The organism is Pseudodesulfovibrio sp. lm2024 (assembly GCF_051175575.1).
GTDB lineage: Bacteria > Desulfobacterota > Desulfovibrionia > Desulfovibrionales > Desulfovibrionaceae > Pseudodesulfovibrio > Pseudodesulfovibrio caledoniensis.
The window spans coordinates 2,095,611-2,117,119 of sequence record NZ_CP195092.1; the positions used below are offsets into that span (position 1 = coordinate 2,095,611).

The 21,509-nt window shown below is 63.0% G+C and carries 20 protein-coding genes; 2 read left to right on the forward strand and 18 right to left on the reverse strand.

The window, feature by feature from the left end; genetic code table 11:
* Window positions 1-33 precede the first annotated feature (33 nt).
* The 7 genes from ACR42D_RS09820 to cutA form a co-directional block, all read right to left on the reverse strand.
* Complete coding sequence (locus ACR42D_RS09820) at window positions 34-684, reverse strand: histidinol phosphate phosphatase domain-containing protein (protein WP_484566631.1); 651 nt, start codon at window positions 682-684, stop codon at window positions 34-36.
* A 7-nt stretch (window positions 685-691) separates the two neighbouring features.
* Window positions 692-1,186 carry a bifunctional nuclease family protein gene (locus ACR42D_RS09825; protein WP_484566632.1) on the reverse strand — a complete coding sequence of 165 codons (495 nt, stop codon included), beginning with the start codon at window positions 1,184-1,186 and terminating at the stop codon, window positions 692-694.
* Window positions 1,180-2,526 carry a tRNA (N6-isopentenyl adenosine(37)-C2)-methylthiotransferase MiaB gene (miaB, locus tag ACR42D_RS09830; RefSeq protein ID WP_484566633.1) on the reverse strand — a complete coding sequence of 449 codons (1,347 nt, stop codon included), beginning with the start codon at window positions 2,524-2,526 and terminating at the stop codon, window positions 1,180-1,182. The genes ACR42D_RS09825 and miaB overlap by 7 nt, the downstream gene beginning before the upstream one ends.
* 74 nt (window positions 2,527-2,600) lie before the next feature.
* Window positions 2,601-3,188: an adenylyl-sulfate kinase gene (locus ACR42D_RS09835; protein ID WP_484566634.1), complete on the reverse strand. Its 588-nt coding sequence runs from the start codon at window positions 3,186-3,188 to the stop codon at window positions 2,601-2,603.
* 2 nt (window positions 3,189-3,190) lie between these two features.
* Window positions 3,191-4,273 carry a phosphotransferase family protein gene (locus ACR42D_RS09840; protein ID WP_484566635.1) on the reverse strand — a complete coding sequence of 361 codons (1,083 nt, stop codon included), beginning with the start codon at window positions 4,271-4,273 and terminating at the stop codon, window positions 3,191-3,193.
* A 31-nt stretch (window positions 4,274-4,304) separates the two neighbouring features.
* Window positions 4,305-5,240 carry a carbohydrate kinase family protein gene (locus tag ACR42D_RS09845; RefSeq protein WP_484566636.1) on the reverse strand — a complete coding sequence of 312 codons (936 nt, stop codon included), beginning with the start codon at window positions 5,238-5,240 and terminating at the stop codon, window positions 4,305-4,307.
* A 71-nt stretch (window positions 5,241-5,311) separates the two neighbouring features.
* Entirely contained in the window at window positions 5,312-5,641 is a 330-nt protein-coding gene (gene cutA, locus ACR42D_RS09850) for a divalent-cation tolerance protein CutA (RefSeq protein ID WP_484566637.1), read from the reverse strand.
* A 120-nt stretch (window positions 5,642-5,761) separates the two neighbouring features.
* On the opposite strand from cutA, the gene nth reads away from it, so the two are divergent.
* Together nth and tgt are read left to right on the forward strand one after the other, a co-directional pair.
* Window positions 5,762-6,397 (forward strand): endonuclease III, encoded by a 636-nt coding sequence (nth, locus tag ACR42D_RS09855; RefSeq protein WP_484566638.1) that lies wholly within the window; start codon window positions 5,762-5,764, stop codon window positions 6,395-6,397.
* Window positions 6,397-7,515: a tRNA guanosine(34) transglycosylase Tgt gene (gene tgt / locus ACR42D_RS09860; RefSeq protein WP_484566639.1), complete on the forward strand. Its 1,119-nt coding sequence runs from the start codon at window positions 6,397-6,399 to the stop codon at window positions 7,513-7,515. Before nth ends, tgt begins: the two co-directional genes overlap by 1 nt.
* A 9-nt stretch (window positions 7,516-7,524) precedes the next feature.
* Here the strand turns inward: tgt and ACR42D_RS09865 are convergent, their stop codons facing one another.
* The 11 genes from ACR42D_RS09865 to ACR42D_RS09915 all read right to left on the reverse strand — a co-directional run bounded on the left by ACR42D_RS09865 (window position 7,525) and on the right by ACR42D_RS09915 (window position 21,507).
* A complete protein-coding gene (locus tag ACR42D_RS09865) occupies window positions 7,525-8,913 on the reverse strand; it encodes a YhjD/YihY/BrkB family envelope integrity protein (RefSeq protein WP_484566640.1) in 1,389 nt (462 codons plus the stop codon).
* Window positions 8,914-8,995: 82 nt separating this feature from the next.
* Complete coding sequence (locus ACR42D_RS09870) at window positions 8,996-12,151, reverse strand: AsmA family protein (RefSeq protein ID WP_484566641.1); 3,156 nt, start codon at window positions 12,149-12,151, stop codon at window positions 8,996-8,998.
* Window positions 12,144-13,043: a damage-control phosphatase ARMT1 family protein gene (locus ACR42D_RS09875; RefSeq protein WP_484566642.1), complete on the reverse strand. Its 900-nt coding sequence runs from the start codon at window positions 13,041-13,043 to the stop codon at window positions 12,144-12,146. The genes ACR42D_RS09870 and ACR42D_RS09875 overlap by 8 nt, the downstream gene beginning before the upstream one ends.
* Window positions 13,044-13,176: 133 nt before the next feature.
* The gene (locus ACR42D_RS09880) at window positions 13,177-14,016 is read right to left on the reverse strand and encodes an LpxI family protein (RefSeq protein WP_484566643.1); all 840 of its coding nucleotides are present in this window, start codon (window positions 14,014-14,016) and stop codon (window positions 13,177-13,179) included.
* A gap of 16 nt (window positions 14,017-14,032) precedes the next feature.
* Window positions 14,033-14,842: an acyl-ACP--UDP-N-acetylglucosamine O-acyltransferase gene (lpxA, locus tag ACR42D_RS09885; RefSeq protein ID WP_484566644.1), complete on the reverse strand. Its 810-nt coding sequence runs from the start codon at window positions 14,840-14,842 to the stop codon at window positions 14,033-14,035.
* Window positions 14,842-15,300, reverse strand: coding sequence for a 3-hydroxyacyl-ACP dehydratase FabZ (gene fabZ / locus ACR42D_RS09890; protein ID WP_484566645.1), 459 nt, complete (start codon window positions 15,298-15,300; stop codon window positions 14,842-14,844). The genes lpxA and fabZ overlap by 1 nt, the downstream gene beginning before the upstream one ends.
* Window positions 15,293-16,333, reverse strand: coding sequence for a UDP-3-O-(3-hydroxymyristoyl)glucosamine N-acyltransferase (gene lpxD / locus ACR42D_RS09895; protein WP_484566646.1), 1,041 nt, complete (start codon window positions 16,331-16,333; stop codon window positions 15,293-15,295). The genes fabZ and lpxD overlap by 8 nt, the downstream gene beginning before the upstream one ends.
* Before the next feature lie 3 nt (window positions 16,334-16,336).
* Entirely contained in the window at window positions 16,337-16,852 is a 516-nt protein-coding gene (locus tag ACR42D_RS09900; protein ID WP_484566647.1) for an OmpH/Skp family outer membrane protein, read from the reverse strand.
* A gap of 36 nt (window positions 16,853-16,888) precedes the next feature.
* Window positions 16,889-19,612, reverse strand: coding sequence for an outer membrane protein assembly factor BamA (gene bamA / locus ACR42D_RS09905; protein ID WP_484566648.1), 2,724 nt, complete (start codon window positions 19,610-19,612; stop codon window positions 16,889-16,891).
* Window positions 19,602-20,285 (reverse strand): ABC transporter ATP-binding protein, encoded by a 684-nt coding sequence (locus tag ACR42D_RS09910; protein WP_484566649.1) that lies wholly within the window; start codon window positions 20,283-20,285, stop codon window positions 19,602-19,604. Before ACR42D_RS09910 ends, bamA begins: the two co-directional genes overlap by 11 nt.
* Window positions 20,278-21,507, reverse strand: coding sequence for a lipoprotein-releasing ABC transporter permease subunit (locus tag ACR42D_RS09915; RefSeq protein WP_484566650.1), 1,230 nt, complete (start codon window positions 21,505-21,507; stop codon window positions 20,278-20,280). Before ACR42D_RS09915 ends, ACR42D_RS09910 begins: the two co-directional genes overlap by 8 nt.
* Window positions 21,508-21,509: the final 2 nt, after the last annotated feature.

A 21,509-nucleotide genomic window follows, 5' to 3' on the forward strand; every position in this document is an offset into this window, starting at 1 on the left:
TCCTGGGCACGGATGTGCGACAAAACGGCAAAATCATTTCATGCACCGCTGCACGATCTCCCACGCGTTGGCCTCGGTCTGCCGGTATTCGTCCACCGTCAGGCCCGCGCCCAGAGCGATGGTCCTGCGCAGGTCTTCGCCCACCAGGTCGCGCGGGGCGTGGGCATCGTTGTTGACCACGAGCTTGGCCCCGTGCTTACGGGCCATGGCGGCCACGTGGCCGTTTGTGTAGCTGTGCCCGCCGCGCGTGGTGATCTCAAGCGCGACGCCTTTTTCCACGGCGAGCTTGACCTCCTCGTCGGTGATCAGGCCGGGATGGGCCAGGATGTCCACGCCCGCCTCGATGGCCGCCAAGTTGGTGCCAAGGGCCACGGGCTCCACCGGGGTCTCGCCGTGCATGACCACCAACTGCGCCCCGGCGTCGCGCGCACTCTTGACCATCTCGGCGATGAGCGCGGGCGGCACGTGGGTCAGCTCGACCCCGGCCAGGACGTTGATGTCGAAGAAGTGCCCATGTTTCTTTACGAAACGCAGCACGTTTTCGAGGATGTGGTAGGTGGTCGCCTCGTCCGCGTGGTCGGTCATGCAAAGGGCCTTGTAGCCCAGCACTTCGGCCCGGCGGACGAGTTCGGCGGGGATCAGTTCCCCGTCGCTGAAAATGGTATGGGTATGCAGATCGATCATGCGGTGCCTACATCTTGTATTTGATGTCGTCTTCGGAGAGTTTATCCAACTCTTCCTGCCACTTGTCGGCGTTCTCTGTCTTAATGACCGTTTCGGGATGGTCCGGGAACGCGCCCCCGGCCTCCTTGAGGACCGTCTCGCCCGCAAAGATGGGGCATTCCGCGCGCACGGCCAGGGCGATGGCGTCCGACGGGCGGCTGTCCAGCCGCAGGGTCTCCTCCCCGGCCGAGACCACGACCTCGGCGAAGAAGGTCCCGTTCTCGATGTCGGTGATCTCCACGCGATTGACCGTGCCGCCCATGGAGCGGATGGTGTTGAGCAGCAGGTCGTGGGTCATGGGCCGGGGGAACGGCACCTTGTTGATGGCCATGGAAATGGCCATGGCCTCCATGGCCCCGATCCAGATGGGCAGGACCCTGGTCTCTTCCTCGTCCTTGAGGACGATGATCGGGGACTTGCCCGCCTCGTCCACCGCCAGTCCGAATATCTCGACCTTTACCACGGCTCGCCCGTCCTCTCTCCCACCAGGGAGTGTTTCTTGGCTTCCACTATCTTCACCGGGACCATCATGCCGGTCAATCCGGCGGTCTCCGCCATGGAGACGTTGACGATCCGCCCGGCCGGGTCGCGCCCCTTCCAGGACACGGCGTCCCCGTCCTGCATGCGGCTCAACCCTTCAATGAACGCGTCGGTCCGCGCGCCCACAAGATTCTTTAGACATTTTCTAGTAATATTATTTTGCAGAGTCTGCAAGCGCAGCAACCGCTCGGAAGCCTCTTCGGCCGGGACCTTGGGCTCCATGTTCACGGCCGCCACGCCGGGCCTGTCGGAATACTTAAAGGAAAAACTCGACTCAAAACCGACCCGCTCGACCATGTCCAGTGTCCGCTGGAAATCCTCCTCGGTCTCGCCGGGAAAGCCCACGATGAGGTCGGTGGTCAGGCTGATGTCCGGCCTGGCCGCGCGCAACCCGTCCACGATGGAGAGGTAACGCTTGATGTCGTACTTGCGGCGCATGGCCTTGAGCACCCGGTCCGAACCGGCCTGCATGGGCAGGTGGAGCGAGGGGCACAGGTTCGGCAACTCGCCGAAGGCGCGGATGACCTCCTCGGCGATGTCCTTGGGGTGGGAGGTGGTGAAGCGCAGCCGGTCCAGGCCGGGAATGGCGGCCACGGAACGCAGAAGCTCGGCGAAGCTGACGCCCACCCCGCCCTTGTCCAGGCCGAAGCTGTTGACGTTTTGTCCGAGCAGGGTGATCTCGCGCACGCCGCTCTCCACCAGCGAGCGGCACTCATCCAGGACGGCGTCCGGGGTGCGGGATTTCTGGCGGCCCCGGGTATAGGGCACGATACAGTAGGCGCAGAAGTTGTCGCACCCCTGCATGATGTTGACGAAGGCCTGGCGGGATTCATCGACGGCCACAGGCGCGTCGGGCTGCTCGCGCTCCTCGTACAGGGTCACGAAATCGAGCAGGGCCGCGCGATCCTCCTTGCCCGCCGCGATGCGCTCCAACGCGTTGGGCGCGCCCGCGATGCCGTCCGAACCGAAGACCAGCTTGACGAAGGGGAAGCGCTCGAAAAAGCCGCGCCCGACCTGCTGGGCCACGCAGCCGCCCACGGCCGCGAAGACGTTCTCGTCTCGCGCAAGGTGCGCGGCCACCCGGCCGAGTTCGCTGTAGACCTTCTGCTCGGGCTTGTCGCGCACGCTGCAGGTGTTCAGGATGTAGACCTGGGCGTCCTCGTCGCCGGCCTCCTCCCACCCCCTGCTTTCCAGGGCGCGGGCAAGCCACTGCGAGTCGTGGACGTTCATCTGGCACCCGAAGGTGGTGATGTGAAATTTCATATCTGTTCACCCGGCCACAAGGCGGCCGGTCCTTTTCGTTTCAGGCCGATATTTCGGCACGGTTAAGGGGGCAATTAAACACTGGCGAGCCAGGTGTCTACAAAGTGCAAGGTTTTTCTCAACGTCTTTTCCCTGGTCAGTTCGGTGTTGTCGACGACGAACTCGGCCAGGGGGTCCCGCTCAAAGGGGACATCCACCCCGACAACATCACCCAACCCATCGAAATCACGCCCTGTTTCCTTGCGCACAAGGGCCTTGCGATAGAGGTCCGCCATGACCTTTCCGGCGGGCCGGGCAGCCTCCCGCGCCATGGCCGTTTCCAGGTCGCATGCAACGAAGATTTCGGCGAACCGAAATATTTTTTTTCGGGCGACGCGGCGCATGGCCACCCGGTGGGCCGAGCCGTCCATGATCACGTTGCACCCCTCGCGGACCAGCCCGGCGGCCTCCTCGACAAACATCCGGTAGGCCGCCTCGCGCTCCTCGGGAGTGTACTCGGGTTGCGGGAAATAGGCCTTGCGCCGCTCGTCCATCTGCAACAGGACCGCGTCCACGCCGCGGCTTCGCAGCGCGTCGCGCAGGCCGCGCGCCAGGGTGGACTTGCCGCTGCCGGGCAGACCGACCACCCAGATCGCCCAGCCTTCCCCGCTCCGGTCGGCCATGGCTACTCCAGGTACCGGTTGACGTGTTCCCAGTCGAAGACCTGGTCTTCGAGGACATTGGACACGAAGTTGAACAAACGGCGACGCACCGGATCGGGGTGGTCGGGATACCACTCGGGCGAGGCGATGACCAGGCCGCGAAAGACGCAGAACGGGGCCAGGACCTCCAGGACTTCGGTGTCGCCGGTGCGCTCCAGGTACTCCCCGAAATAGGCCGTGTACAGTTCCTTGAAGGGGCCGTCGAGCTTCTCGTGATCGTACAGGGACCAGAGCAGGTAGTTGACGGCCATGGAGGCCAGGTCGCCGCCCGGCTCGCCCCACTCGCCCCGGCTGCGGTCGAGCACGGAGAAATCCCCGTCGTCGGTGACCAGCACGTTCCACGGATGGAAGTCCCCGTGCACCGCGCTCAGCCGGTGGGCATATCCCTTCAGCTTCCAGCGCCAGTCGATGAGCCGCCTCTCCAGGGCCTGAAAACGGTCCGGGCCGAAAAACGGGTAGTCCCGGGGAAAGGCCTCGTCCACCAGCCCGAGGATGCATTCGCTGGCCCCGAGCAGGTTGCGGATGCGTCGGGAATACAGGGGCGGGTCGTCGAGCTTCTCGGCGTGCACCCCGGCCAGCCAGCGGGCGAACTCGCGGGCCGTGTCCAGGTCCCGGTCGAGCAGGCCGTTTTCGCGGATGCGCTCCAGGTCCAGGAAGTAGTCGTGCCCTTGAAGCTTCTCGTTGACGATGAAGAACTCCTTGGGGTCGTTCACCGGAATGAGCGCGTCCGAGCCGTCCACATAGCCCAAGCCGAGGGGATGGACGTGGCGGGCCATGCGGGCCGAGGTCTCGTACTGGAACATGAGGATGGCCGCCCGGTCCCAGTAGAACTGGTGGCCGTACTTGTCGCCTTTCATGACCGAGAACACGGCCTCCCGGATCGCCCCGCCTGCCTGAAAACGGACAAGAAGGGGCTTGCCGTAGCCGAACCCCTTCATGCCCTGGGCGTCGAGGCTGCCGATGTCGCCCGCGCCCAGAAGCCGGACGTCGTCGCCGTACACGCGCCGCAGATACGTTTCGATGGCCTGGACCTTGAGTTCGATCATGTCGCCCTCCCCGGCCCTGTCGGGCCGTAAGCTAGGTCAGTGATCCGAAAACCGATTCGTAACGCTCGGTGAATTCCTCCAGGGTGAAGGAGTGCTCCTGGGTGCCCTTGAACTCCACCGCATAGGTGGCGCAGGTGGCGCCCAGCTTGCAGGAATCGGCCACGCTCTTGCCCAGGCACAGCCCCTTGAGCAGTCCGGCGCGGAAGGCGTCTCCGGCCCCGGTGGGGTCGAGCACTTCCTTTGCCGGAACCACGCCGATGGTGGTGTCGCCGTCCTTGCAGCTGACCATGGAGCCCTGTTCGCCCAGGGTGGTGATCAGGTAGCCCACCTGGCCGACGATGTCCTCCTTGGACAGGCCCGTGGACTTCATGACCATCTCCAGTTCGTAGTCGTTGACGATCAGGATCTCGGCGCCGTTGATGGCCGCCTTGAGGTTGTCGCCGCCCAGGGCCGGAATCTGCTGGCCCGGATCGAAGATGTAGGGGATGCCGTTCTCCCGGTAGTATTTCGGATGATCGACCATGTCGCTGATGTTGCCAGGAGCGATCAGGCCCATGGCGTCGGACGGGTCGATGCGGCTCATGTCGTACTGACTGGGATATTTCATGGCCCCGGGGTTGAACCCGTTGATCTGGTTGTCGGACATGTCCGTGGTGATGTAGCACCCGGCGGTGAATTCCTGCTCGATGGTCCGGATGCCGTCCAAGGCGATGCCGTACTGCTGCAGCCGCTCGTCGTATGGGCCGAAGTCCTTGCCCACCTGGCTCAGGATGGTGGATTTCTCGCCGAGCAGGGAGAGGTTGTAGGCGATGTTGCCGGCCGTGCCGCCGAAGCGCTCGACCAGTCCGTCCACCAGGAAGGAGACATTGAGAATATGTATCTTGTCCGGCAAGATGTGATTGGAAAACTTGTCGGGGAAAGTCATGATGCGGTCGAAGGCCAGGGACCCGGAAATGTAGATCTGCATGAATACTCCTTGAAACAGATTCGGTTGACCGGAACCTACGTGCATGCCCGTCACCCTGTCAACGGGGGCCCTTATTCCTTAACCGCTCCGGCCGTTTCGGTTCTGATCCAGTCAAGGAAATCCGGGTTGCCGCCGGTGATCGCCAGGGAGACCACGCACGGGACCTCGTAGCCATGGGCAGCCTTGACCGCCTCGGTCAGCGGCTCCACCAGTTCGTCGCGGGTCTTGGCGATGAGCACCGTTTCCGCGCCACGCTCCACCTTGCCCCGCCACCAGTAGATCGAGCGCATGCCGGGCAGGATGTTCACGCAGGCGGCCAGACGGTTCTCCACGAGCATGGTCCCGATGGTTTCGGCTTCGGCCTCGTCCGCGCAGGTTATGTAGATGAACGACTTGGACATGGGTCCCTCCATTTGTATGGATGATACATGGTTCGCCAGAGGACGCAACCGGGGGGCGGAAAGTTTGGCGCTTGAGCCGAGCGGCCGCAGGTGCTAACAAGCCTCCGACACGGAGTACATATGAACAAAAAAGAACGCGCAGCCGAGATTTTCGACCGTCTCTCGAAACGGTACCCTGCCCCCAAACCGGCCCTGGACTACACCACGGCCTGGGAACTGCTCGTGGCCACGGCCCTGTCCGCCCAGTGCACGGACGAACGGGTGAACAAGGTCACCCCGGTCTTCTTCGAGCGCTGGCCGACGATCAAGGACGCGGCCGAGGCCGATGTGGCCGAGATCGAGGACGTGGTCCGCTCCACCGGATTCTTCCGCAACAAGGCCAAGAACATCAAGGCCGCGGCGAAGCGGATCATGAGCGAATACAACGGCGAGGTGCCCCGGACCATGGCCGAATTGATCACGCTCGGCGGCGTGGCCCGCAAGACCGCGTCCATCGTGCTGGCCAACGCGTTCGGCGTGAACGAGGGCATCGCCGTGGACACCCACGTCAAGCGGCTGGCGTTCCGCATGGGGCTAACCTCCAAGACCGACCCGATCCCCATCGAAAAGGACCTCATGCCCCTCTTCCCGCAGGAGACCTGGGGCGACGTCAACCACCTCCTGGTCTTCTTCGGCCGCGAGGTCTGCCCGGCACGCAAGCCCCAATGCGCCCTCTGCGAACTTTCCGACATCTGCCCGAAAAAGGGAGTCAAATAATGACCAAGCCCGGCGATTTCACCATCCACGCCACGGACAACCTGGCCCGGCGCGCCACCCTGAGCACAGCCCACGGCGACATCCAGACGCCCATCTTCATGCCGGTCGGCACCCAGGGCACGGTCAAGAGCCTGACCCCGCTCGACCTGGAGGAGATGGAGGCCCAGATCATCCTGGGCAACACCTACCACCTGTACCTGCGCCCCGGCGACGAGCTGGTGGCCCGACGCGGCGGCCTGCACAAGTTCGCCAACTGGAAGCGGCCCATCCTGACCGACTCCGGCGGGTTCCAGGTCTTCAGCCTGGAGGGTATCCGCAAGCTGTCCGAGGAAGGCGTGGAGTTCCGCTCCTACATCGACGGCTCCAAACATTTCTTCTCCCCGGAAAAGGCCATCGACATCCAGATGAACCTCGGCTCGGACATCATGATGGTGCTCGACGAGTGCGTAGGCTACGGCAACGACCGGGCCTACACCGAGAAGTCCCTGGAGATGACCACCCGCTGGGCCAAGCGGTGCCGCGCCCACTATCCCAAGGGCAGCGGAGGCCAGATCATGTTCGGCATCGTTCAGGGCGGTTTTTACAAGGACCTGCGCGACCGCAGCCTGGAACAGCTGCGCGAGATCGACTTCGAAGGGTTCGCCATCGGCGGCCTGTCCGTGGGCGAGTCCACGGAGGAGATGTACGACATCCTGCACCATATCGCGCCCAAGCTGCCCCATGAAAAGCCACGCTATCTCATGGGCGTGGGCACCCCGCTGGACATCCTGGAAGGGGTCTCGGCGGGCGTGGACATGTTCGACTGCGTCCTGCCCTCGCGCAACGCCCGCAACGGCACCCTGTTCACATCAACGGGCAAGGTCAACATCAAGCGGGCGGAATACGCCGAGGACGACTCGCCGCTGGACCCGAACTGCGGCTGCTATACCTGCCGCAACTTCACCAAGGCGTACCTGCGGCACCTGTACATGGCCAAGGAGCTGCTCTCCTACCGGCTGAACACCTACCACAACCTCTACTTCTACCTGGACCTGATGAAGCAGATCAGAAAGGCCATCGAGGAAGGCACCTTCCGCGAGCTCAAGGCGAAATACGAAGCGGCCTACGGCCAGCGGTAGGAAGCTCGGTCAGGAGCGCTGCGGGCAGCGGCCCGCCTCGTCCTCCGGGACGATGTTGAAGACCGCTCCCGGATATTCCTCGGCGCACTGCAGCAGGGTCATGTTGGCCTCGCTGTTGGCCGTGGCTTCGCCCAGGCCACCCAGTATGCGGTCCAGGAAGCCGTACTTCTGGTCGAACTCGGCGAATACCCGCTGCTCCCCCTCCATGTTCACGGCCCGGATGACGTCGAGCACGCGCACGTCCGTCAGCTCTCGGGCCGGGGCATAGACCTCGCACCCCGGCACCTCGGCCGGGACGGTGTAGCCCGCCTGCTGCAACACGTGGAACAGATCGGAGACCAGTGTGGCCGGAGCCATGAGGCCGTCGGAAATCTCCTCCACGGACGGCAGCGGGCTGCCCTCGTGGAACCGTTTGGCCAGCACGACCATCATCAGCACCGCGATCTTCTGCCGCTCGTAGGGCGTGGCCGAACCGAAATAGCGCTGTCTGACGAAGGAATTGATGTTCTGCCAGGCATGGCTGACCTGGGCCCCGAGCAGCACGATGACCCAGCTGAGATAGATCCAGACCAACAGCAGCGGCAACTGGGCGAAACTGCCGTAGATGGCGTTGTACTTGACCGCCCCGATCTGCCAGTTGATGTACAACCATTGGGCCATCTGCCACAGCACCCCGCCGACCGCGCCGCCGATGAGCGCGGCCCGGACGCGCACGCGGGTGTTGGGGATAAAGGCGTACATCATGGAAAACGCCATGATGATCAGCAGGTAGGGAACGGCCTTGAGGAAAACGGACTCCAGGTAGCCGATCGCCTGGAGGCTCATCAGCCTGGAGATGAAATCCTGGTTCTGCAAGCTGAAGTTGAAGCTCGAGGCGATGAACAGAAATATCGGACCGAAGAGGATGATCGGGAAGAAGTCCGTGATCCTGCGCCAGGCGGACCGCCCCTTGTCCACGCTCCAGATGACGTTGAAGGCCTTCTCGATGGTCCCGACCAGGGAGAGTACAGTGAGGAGGAGCGTGATCACGCCGACCCATCCCAAGGCCTGGACGTTGGTCCGGTCGATGTATTCGATGATCTTGTCCGCCACCTCGGGCTGGCCCGTGGTCAGGTGCAGGATCAGGTCGCGCATCTTGCCGGTGTTCTGGAAGCCGAACCCCTTGGAGATGGAAAAGGCCACGGCCAGGAACGGGACGATGGACAGGATGGTGGTGAAGGTCAAAGCCGCCGCGCGGATGATGGTTTGGTCCTTCACGAAGCTGAGGAACACGAGATAGAGCAGGCGGCAGGAGCCCCGCCAGGTGCGCACCAGGTACGAGGTTTCCGGGGTGTTGCGCTCCCATATGCTCTCCACCAATTGCCTCTTCAGCTGTATCGCCTTCCTCGCCAGACTCATTGACCGCTCCACCTTGGAATGAAGTTCCACACAGGTTGTCGTTTACACCCGCCCCATGCGCGCAGGCAAGCCCGCCGCCAAATCAAAACAGATCACGTAAAAACTCAAAGGATTTCTTGGGCAGGCTCAGGATGTTCAGCACCGTGTCGTTGACGATCCTGCCCGTGGGCACCGACACCTTAGGGTCGGTCAGCTTGCCGGTCAGGCGCAGGGTCACGCTCGGTACGGCCACGAAGTCGTTGCGGATGGACAGGTCGATGGAGTTGGCGGGCAGGCTGAAGCCGCCCTCTCCGTAAGCCTGCAACACGGGCGGCGCCTCGAGCCGGAAATTCTCGAGGGTGAACACGCCCTGCTTCACCACGGCATCGGAGGAGGCCCTGCGAAAGACCGTGCGCCCGTCGGTCTTGCGCTGCACGTCCGCGCCGATCTGGTTGGACCGGTTCGGTTTGGCCTGGACAAGCTGGTGTTCCCAGCCGGTGAACTTGAACGAGCCGTTGGTGATCCGCAGCGAGGCCGTGCCGTTCAGGTTGGCCAGGATGTCGTCGTCGGTCCGTCCCACGCTGCGCAGGTCCGCCTTGATGTCCGTCTCACCGCGCAGGTACTCGCGCTCGGCCATGTCCTTCATGAACGGGCCCGCCTGCATGTTCTCCACGTTCAGGAGCAGGTGCAGATCCAGGGCGTTTTCGTCCGCCTTGCCTTGCAGGTCCGCCGCAAGCTTGCCACCGTGGAGCCTGCCGCGCACATCGGTCAGATGGATGGCCCCTTGGTTGGCGCGGACAAAACCCTCCAGCGATTCGCTGCGGATGCGGGCCAGGGTGAACTCCTGGAAATGGACCTTGCCGTTGAGCTTGAGGTAACGGAGAAATTCCAGAGGCAGATTCGTGGGCGTGGATTCGGGCTCCCGGCCCTCGCGGATCTCGCTCAGAGTGGGGGCCGGCGCGGGCGCAAGATACCGGTCCAGGTTGAAGGCCCCGGCGGCCAGGGAAAAGGCGAACAGGGGATGCCCGTAGCCGGTGGCGACCACATGGCCCTTGACCGGAGTGCCGTCCAGTTCACCGCTCAGGTCGCTCAGGGTGAACCCTTCGCCGTCCGCCTTGAACTGCGCCTTCGCGGACGCGTTTCGCAAAGCATCGGCGTCCTTGGTGCGGATGTTCTCGCCGGTCAGCAGATAGATGATCCGTTTGGGGTCGGCCTTGTCCACGGACAGGCTGCCCTCCACCCGGCGGTCCTTGGCCCTTCCGGCCAGCCGCGCGTTGCCCGTCAGCGTGGTTTCCAGGGTCTGGACCACACCATCGGCCAGCGACACGCTGCCCTTGCCCGAGTTGAAGGCCACGGTGGTGGCGAAGTTCAGCCGCCTGGCCGCCTTGGGCAACAGGGGCGAATTCAGATAGCCGTTGACGGCCATGCCCGGGCTCCTGGCGCCGAGTTCGTCGACGGTGGTGGAGAACGGCCCCTCGGCCGTGGCGTTGAGATTCTCCAGGTCTCCGGCACCGCGCAGCTTCACGCCCACCGACAATATGGAATTCCAGACACCCTTGGCCCCCCTCCCGTCGGGGCGGACCTTCACTTCCAGGTCGGCCTTGGAATACTCCAGGGAGAGCGGTTCGCCCCTTTCCCGTTTGACCTCCGCCCTGCCCCGCCCCATGGAGAGCCGGACAAGGCTGGTGAGGTGCTGCAGGATGTAGATGGAACGGACCTCGGGCGGGCAGGACATGGACGGGACCGAAAATTCCAGATGGGCCGTGGCCGGTCCGTCGAAACGCACCGGGGTGCGGTGCAGGAACTCGAAACCGCGCCGCTGGGACTCGGCATCGAGCACGCCTTTCAGGGCCATGGTCGGCTCGCCCTTCCCGCCCTTGCCCAGGACCACGGTCAAGCTCCCGCCCAGTGAGGCCATGCCCTCGCGGATAGCCCCGGCGTCAAAGGCGATGCCCTTGTCCGTGGCGGCCACATTCAGGCGGATGTCCGAGACCAGGGTGTCCAGGACGTCGAAGCCGTCCGCCCGGATCGTGCCGCTTCCCCGGAAAGCCCGGAAGAACGGCAGGCTGAAGTCGTCCCAGACGAACGGGGTGCCGGTGGCGAACAGGGGTAGATAGTGGTCCAGGTCGATAGTGTTGGCTCGCAGGGCGAAATCGAAGACCGGACGGGTCCAATCCTTGAAGCCGCATCGGCCGCGCACGGTGATGTCGTCCAGGGTCAGGATGAGGTTGTCGAAGCTCGCCCCGTCCTCGGTGACGTGCACGTTGGCGGCCACTGCGCTGCTGTTCAGTCCGTCCACGTCCTTGATCGGCAGGTCCGGGGCGTAGCGGGCGATGAGTCGGCGCGGCACGAAGGGATGCACGGTGACGTGCCCGCTGAAATCCACCCCCTGACTCAGGTCGCCGGAGGTCACGTCGCCCTCGGCGCGCAGGCCGAACAGGCTGGCCTTGAAATCATCGAAGGTCACGGTCCGCTTGTCCCAGTCCAGGTCCACCTTGGCGATGAATTCGCCGGGCTCGGCCTTCGCGGGCAGAAAATCGCCGTACACCTTGGCCTGGACGCTGGCCTGGGAAAAGACCGGCGGTGTGCCGTCGTCCATGACCCGGACCATGCCCTTGAGGACCAGGTCGGCTTTGATCCCCTGGTCGGCCCAGGAGAAGTCGCTCTGTACCAGAAACGGCACGTCCTCGCCTAGGGAGACGGTCCCGGTGTGTATGTCGATGCCGGAAAGCCGGTACTCGGTGCCCGCCATCTCGTCGCGGAACAGGATCTCGGCGTCCGCGATCTCCACGCTTTCCACGGCAAAGGTCCATTCCTGTTCCGAACCCGCGCCGGATGCGCCGCGTCCGGTCCGCTCCACCAGGGACTGCCAGTTGAATACGCCCGCCTTGTTGCGGACCACGACCCCATCCAGCCCGAGGAACTCCAGGGAATCCACCTCGATATCCCGGGACAGGAGCGGAATGACCCGCACGCTGATGGCGATTTCCTCGAACCGGGCGGCGGAGCCGCCGCCGAAGTCCGGGTCCTCGCCGATGGTCAGGTCCTCCACGGTCAGGGCCAGCCGGGGCCAGACCGCGATGTCCAGGTCCCCGCCAAGGGTCACGGGTCGGGCCAGAACGCTCTCCAGCGTCTGGGTGAACCGGGCGCGGAATTCGCCGGTATCGATATAGTAGGATGCCCACAGCAGTACGGCGGTGCAGACCAGAACGAGAGCCACCAGGCACTCGACCAGGATGCGCGGCAGCCTTTTAAGCATGCTCTTCCCCGTCCCCGTTGTCCCGGCGTTCGCGGACGCTCATGCACAGGGCGCTGGCCCCGAACTCGAGCCCGGTCTTGCGGGCGATACGCGGGCACTTGACCTTGAAGGCGCAGAACACGCCGGGCCAGAGTCCGTGCAGGGCCTCGAAATTGCCCTGTCCCTTGCTCAGGATGACGTCGCTTCGGCGCATGCGCTCGATGAATTCCTCGGTACATCGGCTCAGGACCGTACCGGGCGTGTCCACGCCGGACTCCACCACGTCGCACAGCTCGGTCATGCCCACGGTCTTCGCGTCGGCCATGGTGGCGTCGTTGAGCACAGGCCTGGAGCGGACCGCGTAGGTCACCTCGCAGCCGAGCCGGTTCAATTCGCGGACCAGCAGGGTGTCCAGGACGATCTCGCCGGTGTTGTCGCCCAGGATGAGCACAGACGCACCCCGGACCAACCGTCCGCGCAGCTTTCCCAGCACATCCGGGGACACGGATTCGGCCACTTCGGCCAATTCCTTTTCCAGATCGAAATCCAGCTCCACGCCCCGGTCAATGTAGTTGCCGATGATGGCCAGCTCCAGGGCCAAGCCAAGGGGATCGCCTCCGTTACGCTGGGCTTCCACCCTCTTTCGAAGGGACGGCAGTAGCCCGAGGACGAAGTCGTTGGCCTCCCGCTTGTCCTGCGCGTACAGGTCGGTGCATCCGGAAACTTCGCGAACCAGTTCGGCCAGGCGGCGGGCGATGGCCGGCGGCGGCTCATCCATGTCCAGCCGTGGCAGGAGCGCCTCCCACCGGGTCACGATCTCTTCACGAAGCGCGGGGTCGTCGGGGCAGGCGATTAACGCCTCCCTGACCGCCATTTTCCTGAAGCAGGGCATGCATTCGAGGGCAGTATCCATGGGGCAATCCGTCTTTGAAAAGGCAATTAAGGAGCCGTGGCGATTATGGCCACCCATAACACCATGACTTCAAAGAGTAATCGCACAACGCCCCGCCATTGGCAAGACGACTTGAGGAAACATAAGGAAGATGTCAGGAAGATTCGGAAAAGGAATCCGGGGTCAGGCCGACCACGGTGATGCCCGCCTTGTCGGCGAACTCGATGGCCGATTCGCGGTCGAAGAACAGGCTCTTGCCCGCCTCCACGCCCAGGCAGGTGGCCTTGCCTTCCGCCATGATCTTGAGGGTGTCCAGGCCGAGGCTCGGCAGGTCCACTTCCTTCTGCTGGCCGGGCTTGAAGACCTTGACCACCGTGCACTCCGGGCCGCCGTAGGAAAATCCCCGGCGCAGGGTTTCGTCCGTGCCCTCCAGGGCCTCAACGGCGGCCACGATGCCCTCGCGGACCACCACGCACTGGCCCACATCAAGGCGGCCAAGCTCCTTGGCGATGTTCCAGGCGAACTTGAGATCGCCCCACTCCCGTTCGTTGGGCTGGCGGCGGGTCATGACCCCTTCGGGCGAGAGCAGGTCCGGCATGTATTCGTGGGCCGGAACCACGGTCATGCCCTCCTTCTCGAACTCGCCGGCGATGACGCCGAGCAGCGCCGAGTCGCCCTTGTCCTTGCGGCCGAGAATGAGCTTGATGGCCCGCATGTCCAGATGACGGATATCCATGACCTTGGGCTTCTCGATGGTCCCGGCCATGATGACCTTGTCCACCTTCTCGCCCTTGAGGTAGTTGATCAGCTGGTTGAGCTTGCCGAGCTTGAGTTCCCGGAAGACGTCGGCCAGGGGAACGACGTCCATATTGGTGTGGCCCGTGAATCCGGCGACCACGAGCCGGTGGCCCCTGGCTTTGACGCCACGGGCCACCAGGACGGGAAACTGTTTGCCTCCGGCTATGAGGCCGATGGTGCTGACAGGCTCGGTCATGCCGCTCCGCAAGAGGTTAGTGGCCGTTGGAGCAGCGCTGCTTGTGATCGGGCACCACGCCGTTCTTGCTCTCGCGGATGAAGGAGACGAGGCGGTCCACCTGGGGGATGCCCTTGATCTCCTCTTCCACCTGAGCCAGGCTCTGTTCCTTGGTCAGGCCGGAGCGGAAGATGATCTTGTACGCCTTCTTGAGAGCCTTGCAGGCTGCGGAGTCGAAGCCGTTGCGCTTGAGCCCGATGAGGTTGGGACCGAAGAGCATGCCCCGGACGCCGTGGGCCAGCATGAACGGAGGCACGTCGAGCTTATAGCCGCTGGCTCCGCCGAGGAAGGAGTATTCCCCGATGCGGATGAACTGCTGCACGGCGGACATGCCGGAGATGATCACGTTGCGCCCCACCTCGACGTGGCCCGCCAGCTGTACGGCGTTGGCCAGGATGACGTGGTCGCCGATCTTGCAGTCATGGGCGACGTGCGAATAGGCCATGAACATGCAGCCGGAACCGATGACGGTCTCCTGCACGCCCTGCACCGTGCCCCGGTGGATGGTCACGCACTCACGGATGATGTTGTTGTCGCCGATGCGGGTAAAGGTCTTCTCGCCCTTGAACGCCGCATGCTGCGGTTCGCCGCCGATGACGGCGTGGGGATGGATATGGTTGTTCTTTCCGATTTCGGTATTGGCCTGGATGACGCAATGGGCCTCCAGGAAGGTGCCGTCGCCGATCTTGGTGTCGGCTCCCACAACGACGTACGGGTCGATGCGGACATCGGCTCCCAGTTCCGCCGAAGGATCGATAACGGCGCTGGGATGGATCTGACTGGACATTACATGTCCCCCTTGTTGGCGATGGCGGCCGAGAATTCGCCCTGGCAAGTCACCTGACCGTCCACTTCGGCGATGCCGCGCATCTTCCATATGTTCATTTTTTGTTTCTCGAAATGCACATTCAGGATCAGCTGATCGCCCGGAACCACCGGCCTGCGGAACTTGACCTTGTTCAGCCCGGTGAACAGGAAGACCTTGTCCCCCAGGGGCTCGTCAAAGGAGTGCATGACGAAGACCGCGCCGGTCTGGGCCAGGGCCTCCAGCTGCAACACGCCGGGCATCACGGGCAGCCCGGGGAAGTGCCCCTGGAAGAACTCCTCGTTCATGGTCACGTTCTTCATGGCCTTGAGGCGGACGCCCGGCTCGTATTCGAGCACCCGGTCCACCAGCAGGAAGGGATAGCGATGCGGGAGCATCTCCATGATCTTGCGTATATCGAGTGGGAATTGATTACTCATCACTCACTCCGGCGGCCGCTTTCAGGGCGGCCAGTTCTTTCTCCATTTTCTTCACCCGCTTGAAGAGATCGGGCAGCTTGGGCATGCACACGCCCATGGCCTTGAAATAGCTCTTGGCCGAGATGGCCGGGCTGCCGGCCATCTTCGCGCCGGGCTCAACGTCGCCGAGGATGCCGCTCTGGGCGGCGACCATGGCCCCGTCGCCGATGCTGACGTTGTCCGGCACGCCGGTCTGGCCCGCCAGGACCACGCCGTTGCCGACCACGGTGGAGCCGCCGATTCCGGTCTGCCCGATGATCAGGCAGTGCTCGCCGATCTCCACGTTGTGGCCGATCTGGACCAGGTTGTCGATCTTGGTGCCCCGGCGGATGCGGGTGGTGTCCAGTGCGGCCCGGTCGATGGCCGTGTTGGAGCCGATCTCCACGTCGTTCTCGATGGCCACGGTCCCGATCTGGGGGATCTTCATGTGCCCCATCGGGGTCTGGGCGTAGCCGTAGCCGTCGCCGCCGAGCACCGCGCCGGGCTGGAGAATGACGTTGTCGCCCAGCGTCAAACCGCCCATGACCACGCAGTTGGGGTAGAGAATGCACCCCTTGCCGATGACGGTCCCCTCGCCCACATAGGCTCCGGCAAAGATGACGGTGTCCGGGCCGACGACGGCCCCCTCGCCCACGAAGGCGAAGGGATAGACCGTAGCGGACTCGGCCACGTTGGCGTCCGGATGGACAAAGGCTAGCTCATGCACGCCCGCAAGGCACCCCTGGGGACGCGCGAACACGTTCACCACCCGGGCCAGGTCCATGTACACGTTCTCGCTGACGAGCGCGCTCGGGACCCTGTCGGCATAAGAGCCGGATGTGAGGACACATCCGGCCTTGGTGCTTTCCAGCTGGTGCAGATACTTGGGATTTACCAGGAACGACAGATCGTCTGGCCCGGCTTTTTCCAGGGTGTTCACCCCGGCTATATCCCTATCCGCACCGGTGTACTCCAGGCCGATCTGCTCGGCCAGGGCGGACAGCTTGATGGACATTAACTACTTTCCGGCTTTTTTGGACTTGTCCAGTTCCTTGACAAGCGCATCCGAGATGTCCAAGCCGTCGGCCATGTAGGCCAGGCCGGGGGTCTGCTTGTCGAAGGCGATGGTGTAGCCGTGAGACTTGCAGTAGTCCAGAACAACCTTTTCAAGCATCTTCAGGACCGGCTTGCCCAGCTCGTTCTGCTCGGCCTGGATGGCCTTCTGGTAGACGGAAAAATCCTCGTTCCAGTCACGGCCGCGACGACGCAGTTCGGTGACCTTGTCCTGCAGGACCTTGCCCTGGAAGGCGTTGCTGTCGATCTGCATCTTGAGCTTCTCGAGGTCCTCGCGCTCCTTCTTGAGCTGCTCGCCGCGGGCGGTGAACTTGGCGTCGAGCTTGTCACGCACTTCCTGGCCGTAGGCGGATTTCTGCATGACCTCCTTGGTGCTGAAGACCGCGATCTTGGTTTCGGCGAAGGCCGCGGCCTGAAGCAGGAAGACGAAGCAAATGGTGAACAGACAGATCTTTTTCATTGTATGACTCCTTAACTGATTACTAGCGATGTCAGGTTAAAACTGTTTGCCCATGATCAGCTCGATGGTGTGCACCTTCGAGTCGACCAGGTCATCCAGGGCATAGGCGTAGATCACGCCCACGGGCCCGATGGGGGAATACCAGTTGATGCCGGCGCCGACGCTCTTGTACAGGCCCAGCGAGGGTTCGGTCACGCCGCCGCGTTTCACGGATTCGAACCACTGCTCCCCTTCCTTCCAGGAGTTACCGGCATCGAAGAAGCCCAGGGCCGTAATGCCGAGCTCCTTGCTGATGGGACGCTTGAGCTCCAGGTTCGTGTAGAAGGCCTTGTCGCCACCCAGGGCCGCGTCGGAATTGGGGCCTTCGGTAGGCGTGATCAAGTAGTTGGAATAACCACGGACCGTGTACGCGCCGCCGAGCTCGAACCGCTGCGCGGTGGGCACGTCGTCCCCGCCGAAGTTCTTGTGCAGGTAACCGGCCCAGAACTTGGAGTGGAAGACAACCTCTGCGAGGACAGGCTGCCACCAGTCGAACGAACCGGTCAGCTTGATGAAGTCGTCGGTGCCGCCGAGGGGGCCGCCGCCGAAGCGCAAGCTCATCTTGGTCGTGGTGCCCGAGGTCGTGTTCTGGAAGTTGTCGCGGGTGTCGCGCGTGATCTGGCCGCCGACGACCGAAGCCAGATGCGAACCTTCGTCGCCCTTGATTTTCCTGGAAGCGCGGGACTTAACGTCTTTGATATCGTAGGACTCCAGGTTGTAGTCCCACTTGAGCTTGGTATATTCGCCGACGGGGTAGAAAAAGTTCACCGTGCCGCCGGTGCCGTCGATGGAGTACTGCGAGTAGTCGGTCGACCGGTTGTAGAGCTTGACGCCGAAACCGAGGTCGGTGTCATTGATGTGCGGGTTGGTGAAGTGCAGGACGTACTCGGTGCTGGAACCGCCGATCTGGCCGTTGAAGCCCACGTCGTAGCCCCTGCCGAAAAGGTTCTTTTCAGATATCTCGCCGCCGAAGAAAACGCCGTTATAGGTGGAGTAGCCCACGCCGCCGCTAACCTTGCCGGTGGCCTTGTCCTTGACCTTGACCACCAGGTCCATCTCCTCGGGGTTGCCCGTAGGCACCGGGGCGATGTCGACCTTCTCGAAGAAATCGAGGTTGGTCAGGCGCTGGCTGGAGCGTTTGAGCTTCTCGCCGCTGAACTGGTCGCCATCGGCCAGGCGCATCTCGCGCAGGATGACGTTGTCGCGGGTGACCGTGTTGCCTTCGATGAGCACGCGGCGGATATGCACACGCTGGTGCTTGCTGATATTGTAGACGACGTTGACAATCTTGGTCTCGGGGTCGTCGTCGAGCTTCACGCCCACGTCGGCGTAGGCGTAGCCGTAATCATTGTAGTAGGCGGTCAGGGCCGAGATGTCCTTCTGCAGGACAAGCCGGTCGAAATATTCGTCCTCGGCCTTGAGTTCGTCGATCTTGGTCACCTGGAGGAGTTTGTCCGGCTCGTCCAGCAGGTCGCCGGTGAAGGAGGTATTACCCATCTTGTAACGGTCGCCTTCCCAGACCTTGTAGATGACGTCGATGCCGTCGTCCTTGATATCCACCTCGGGCTGGCCGACCTTGGCGGTCAGAAAGCCCTTGGACTGGTAGTAGGCCATGATGGCGGCGGCGTCGCGGTCGAGGAGCTCCTCCTTGAGCACGCCGGAGTCGTCGATCCAGGAAAGCCAGCCACGTTCCTTGAGGGCCAGGACGTCCTTGATGTCGTCCGGATCGAGCTGCTTGGCGCCGTCGATGATGACATGCTCGATATAGAGCTGCGGGCCCTCGTCGATGACGAAGGTCAAACGGGCGATGCCGGTGCCCGCATCCTCGATCTCCTGGGTGACGTTGGCCTTGTAGTATCCTTCCTTGCGGTACATCTCGCGGATGACGCGGATATCGTCGGACAGGACCTTGGGGTTGATGACGCTGCCCTTCTTGGTGGACACTGCCTCGAGAATGTCCTCGGAATCGATCTCCTTGGCCCCGCGCACGCCGATGGCCTGGATGCGCGGTTTCTCCTTGACCACGAAGACGACCTTCTTGCCGTCCTCGACATCGTCGACTTTGACGCTAACATCATCAAAGTAGCCGAGATCATAGATGTTCTTCAGTGCAGTGTTGATGGACTTGGCGGTGATCATGTCACCTTTCTGCATGGTCATGCGCATCAGGACCACGTCCTTGTCCAGGACTTTGGTGCCCTCCACGTCGATCTCGGACACGATGTCCAGGCGCAGGAGGTCCATGCGCATGCGGTCCACCAGGGCGTCCACCGCAGGCAGCAGATTGATCAGCCCCTGCTTGGTCACGGAAAGCTTCTTGCCCGGGTCCTTGGCGTAGGCGTCGACCAGGCGGGCGTCGATGGTCAGATTCTCCCCGATCTGGTTCAGGGAGCCGTAGACGGAAAACTGCGCCCCGGCCAACAGGGCGATCTCGCGCGCCTTGTCCGGGTCGAATTGGGCGTATCCCTTGTCGGTCACGATCCGGCCGACCTCTTCGGGAGCGATGACCTTGAACCCGGCCTCCTTCAGCCGGTCGTTCAGCAGCTCTGGCAGGCTGTCCTTGAGATAGCTCAAGTCGTCGCCCGCATTGACCTCGAAGGGCAGCACGGCGACGGAAACATCCTGGTTGAGCTTTTCGGCGGCATGGCCCGTTCCTGCGGTCAGGACAATGAAGACGACGAACATCCCCATCGCCAGGCCGCGAGCGAGATTACTGAGCATAGAGTTCTCCTGAACGCAGTTCGAAGCGCCGATGCATCATCGCTGCGAGTTCCGGATTATGTGTAACGACAATAAAGGTCATACCCAATTCATTATTCAGTGAGGTCAACAGCTGGCCGATCCTGGCGCCGTTTTCCTCGTCGAGATTGCCCGTGGGCTCGTCGGCAAGAAGGACCTTGGGACGAAGAAGAATGGCTCGGGCGATGGCCGCCCGCTGCCGCTCACCGCCTGACAGGGTCGTTACCTTGTGTTCGAGCCTGTGCGCAAGTCCTACCATATCGAGGGCCTCTTTCGCCATGCGCAACCCCTGGCTGCGCCCCTTCCCGGCGATGAAGGCGGGCATCGCCACGTTCTCCAGCGTGGAGAATTCGGGCAGAAGGTGGTGGAACTGGAACACGAAACCGATTTCCTTGTTCCGCAACTCCGCCCTGTCCCGATCGCCCAGGGTGCCGAGATCGACACCGTTCAAATAAATCTTCCCGTCGGTCACGGTGTCCAACGTTCCGAGCATGTGCAGCAACGTGGTCTTGCCGGACCCCGACGCCCCCAGGATGGCCAGGGACTCGCCCCGGGAGATTTCCAGGTCGACACCACGGAGTACGCGGACCACTTCGGACGGCCCGTCGAATTCCTTACTGACGTCAATCAGTTGGTATATCGCCTCCCTACTCATAACGCAAGGCCTCCGACGGGCTCAGGCCCGCCGCCCGCCGGGCGGGATAAATGGTGGCCACGAAACAGAGCAGGAACGCCGCTGCGCCGATGGTGAACAGGTCGAGCGCCTCCAGTCGGACCGGCAGGTAGTCCACGGGGTAGACATTGCTCGGCAGCTTGATGAACTGGTACTCCTTGAGCAGCAGGCTGAGCGGCACCCCGATGAGGAAACCTATGAGCGTCCCGGCCAGGCCGATGAACGTGCCTTGGAACATGAAGATGTTGCGGATGGTCTTCTTGTCCGCGCCCAGGGACATGAGCACGGCGATGTCCTTGGTCTTCTGGATGACCAGCATGACCAGGGTGGTGACAATGGAAAAGGAGCCGACCAGCACGATCATGGCCAGGATGATGAACATGGCCGTCTTCTCGAGTTCCAACGCAGCGAAAAGATTGGCGTTCATTTCCTGCCAGTTGCGCACGTAGACCGTGAACGAGGAAATCTTGTCGCGCAGATCGCGCGAAATCGCCTTCACGTTGTAGACGTCGTCGACGCTGATCTCGAGCCCGGAGACGAGGTCGCCCTTGAAGCCGAGCAGCTGGCGCGCGGCCGGGATGCTGACGTAGCCCATGGAGGAGTCGTATTCGAACATGCCGGTGCGGAAGATGCCGGCCACGGTGAAACGGCGCACCTTGGGCGTGAACCCGGCCGAACTGGACCGCCCCGAGGGCGACAGCAGATTGACCAGGGACCCTTCGGTCAAACCAAGCCGCTTGGCCAGCTCCGAACCGATGATGATCCCGGGAAAGTCCCCTTCCTCGCCGAGGCGGGAAACGCTGCCGCTGACCATGTCCTTGGAAAGAGACAGGACCGAGGACGAGGTGGCCGGGTCGATGCCGCGCAGAACCACGCCCTTGACCCCGGTGCGGGTGGAGAGCATGACCTCGGAATAGACGAAGGGCGTCACACCCGTGACGCCCGGAACCTGTTTCGCCTCGTCGGCCAGTTCCTGGTAGTCGCTGATCCCGCCGCGCATGGACGTGACCAGTATGTGCGCGTTGACGCCGAGGATCTTGTCCCTCAGGTCGGTCGAAAACCCGTTCATCACCCCGATGACCACGATGAGCGCGCCCACGCCGATGGCCACGCCGCAGACGGCGAACAGCGATATGACGGAAATGAACGACTGCTTCCGCAGGGCGAACAGGTATCTCAGTGCGATAAAGGTCTCAAACCGCATAG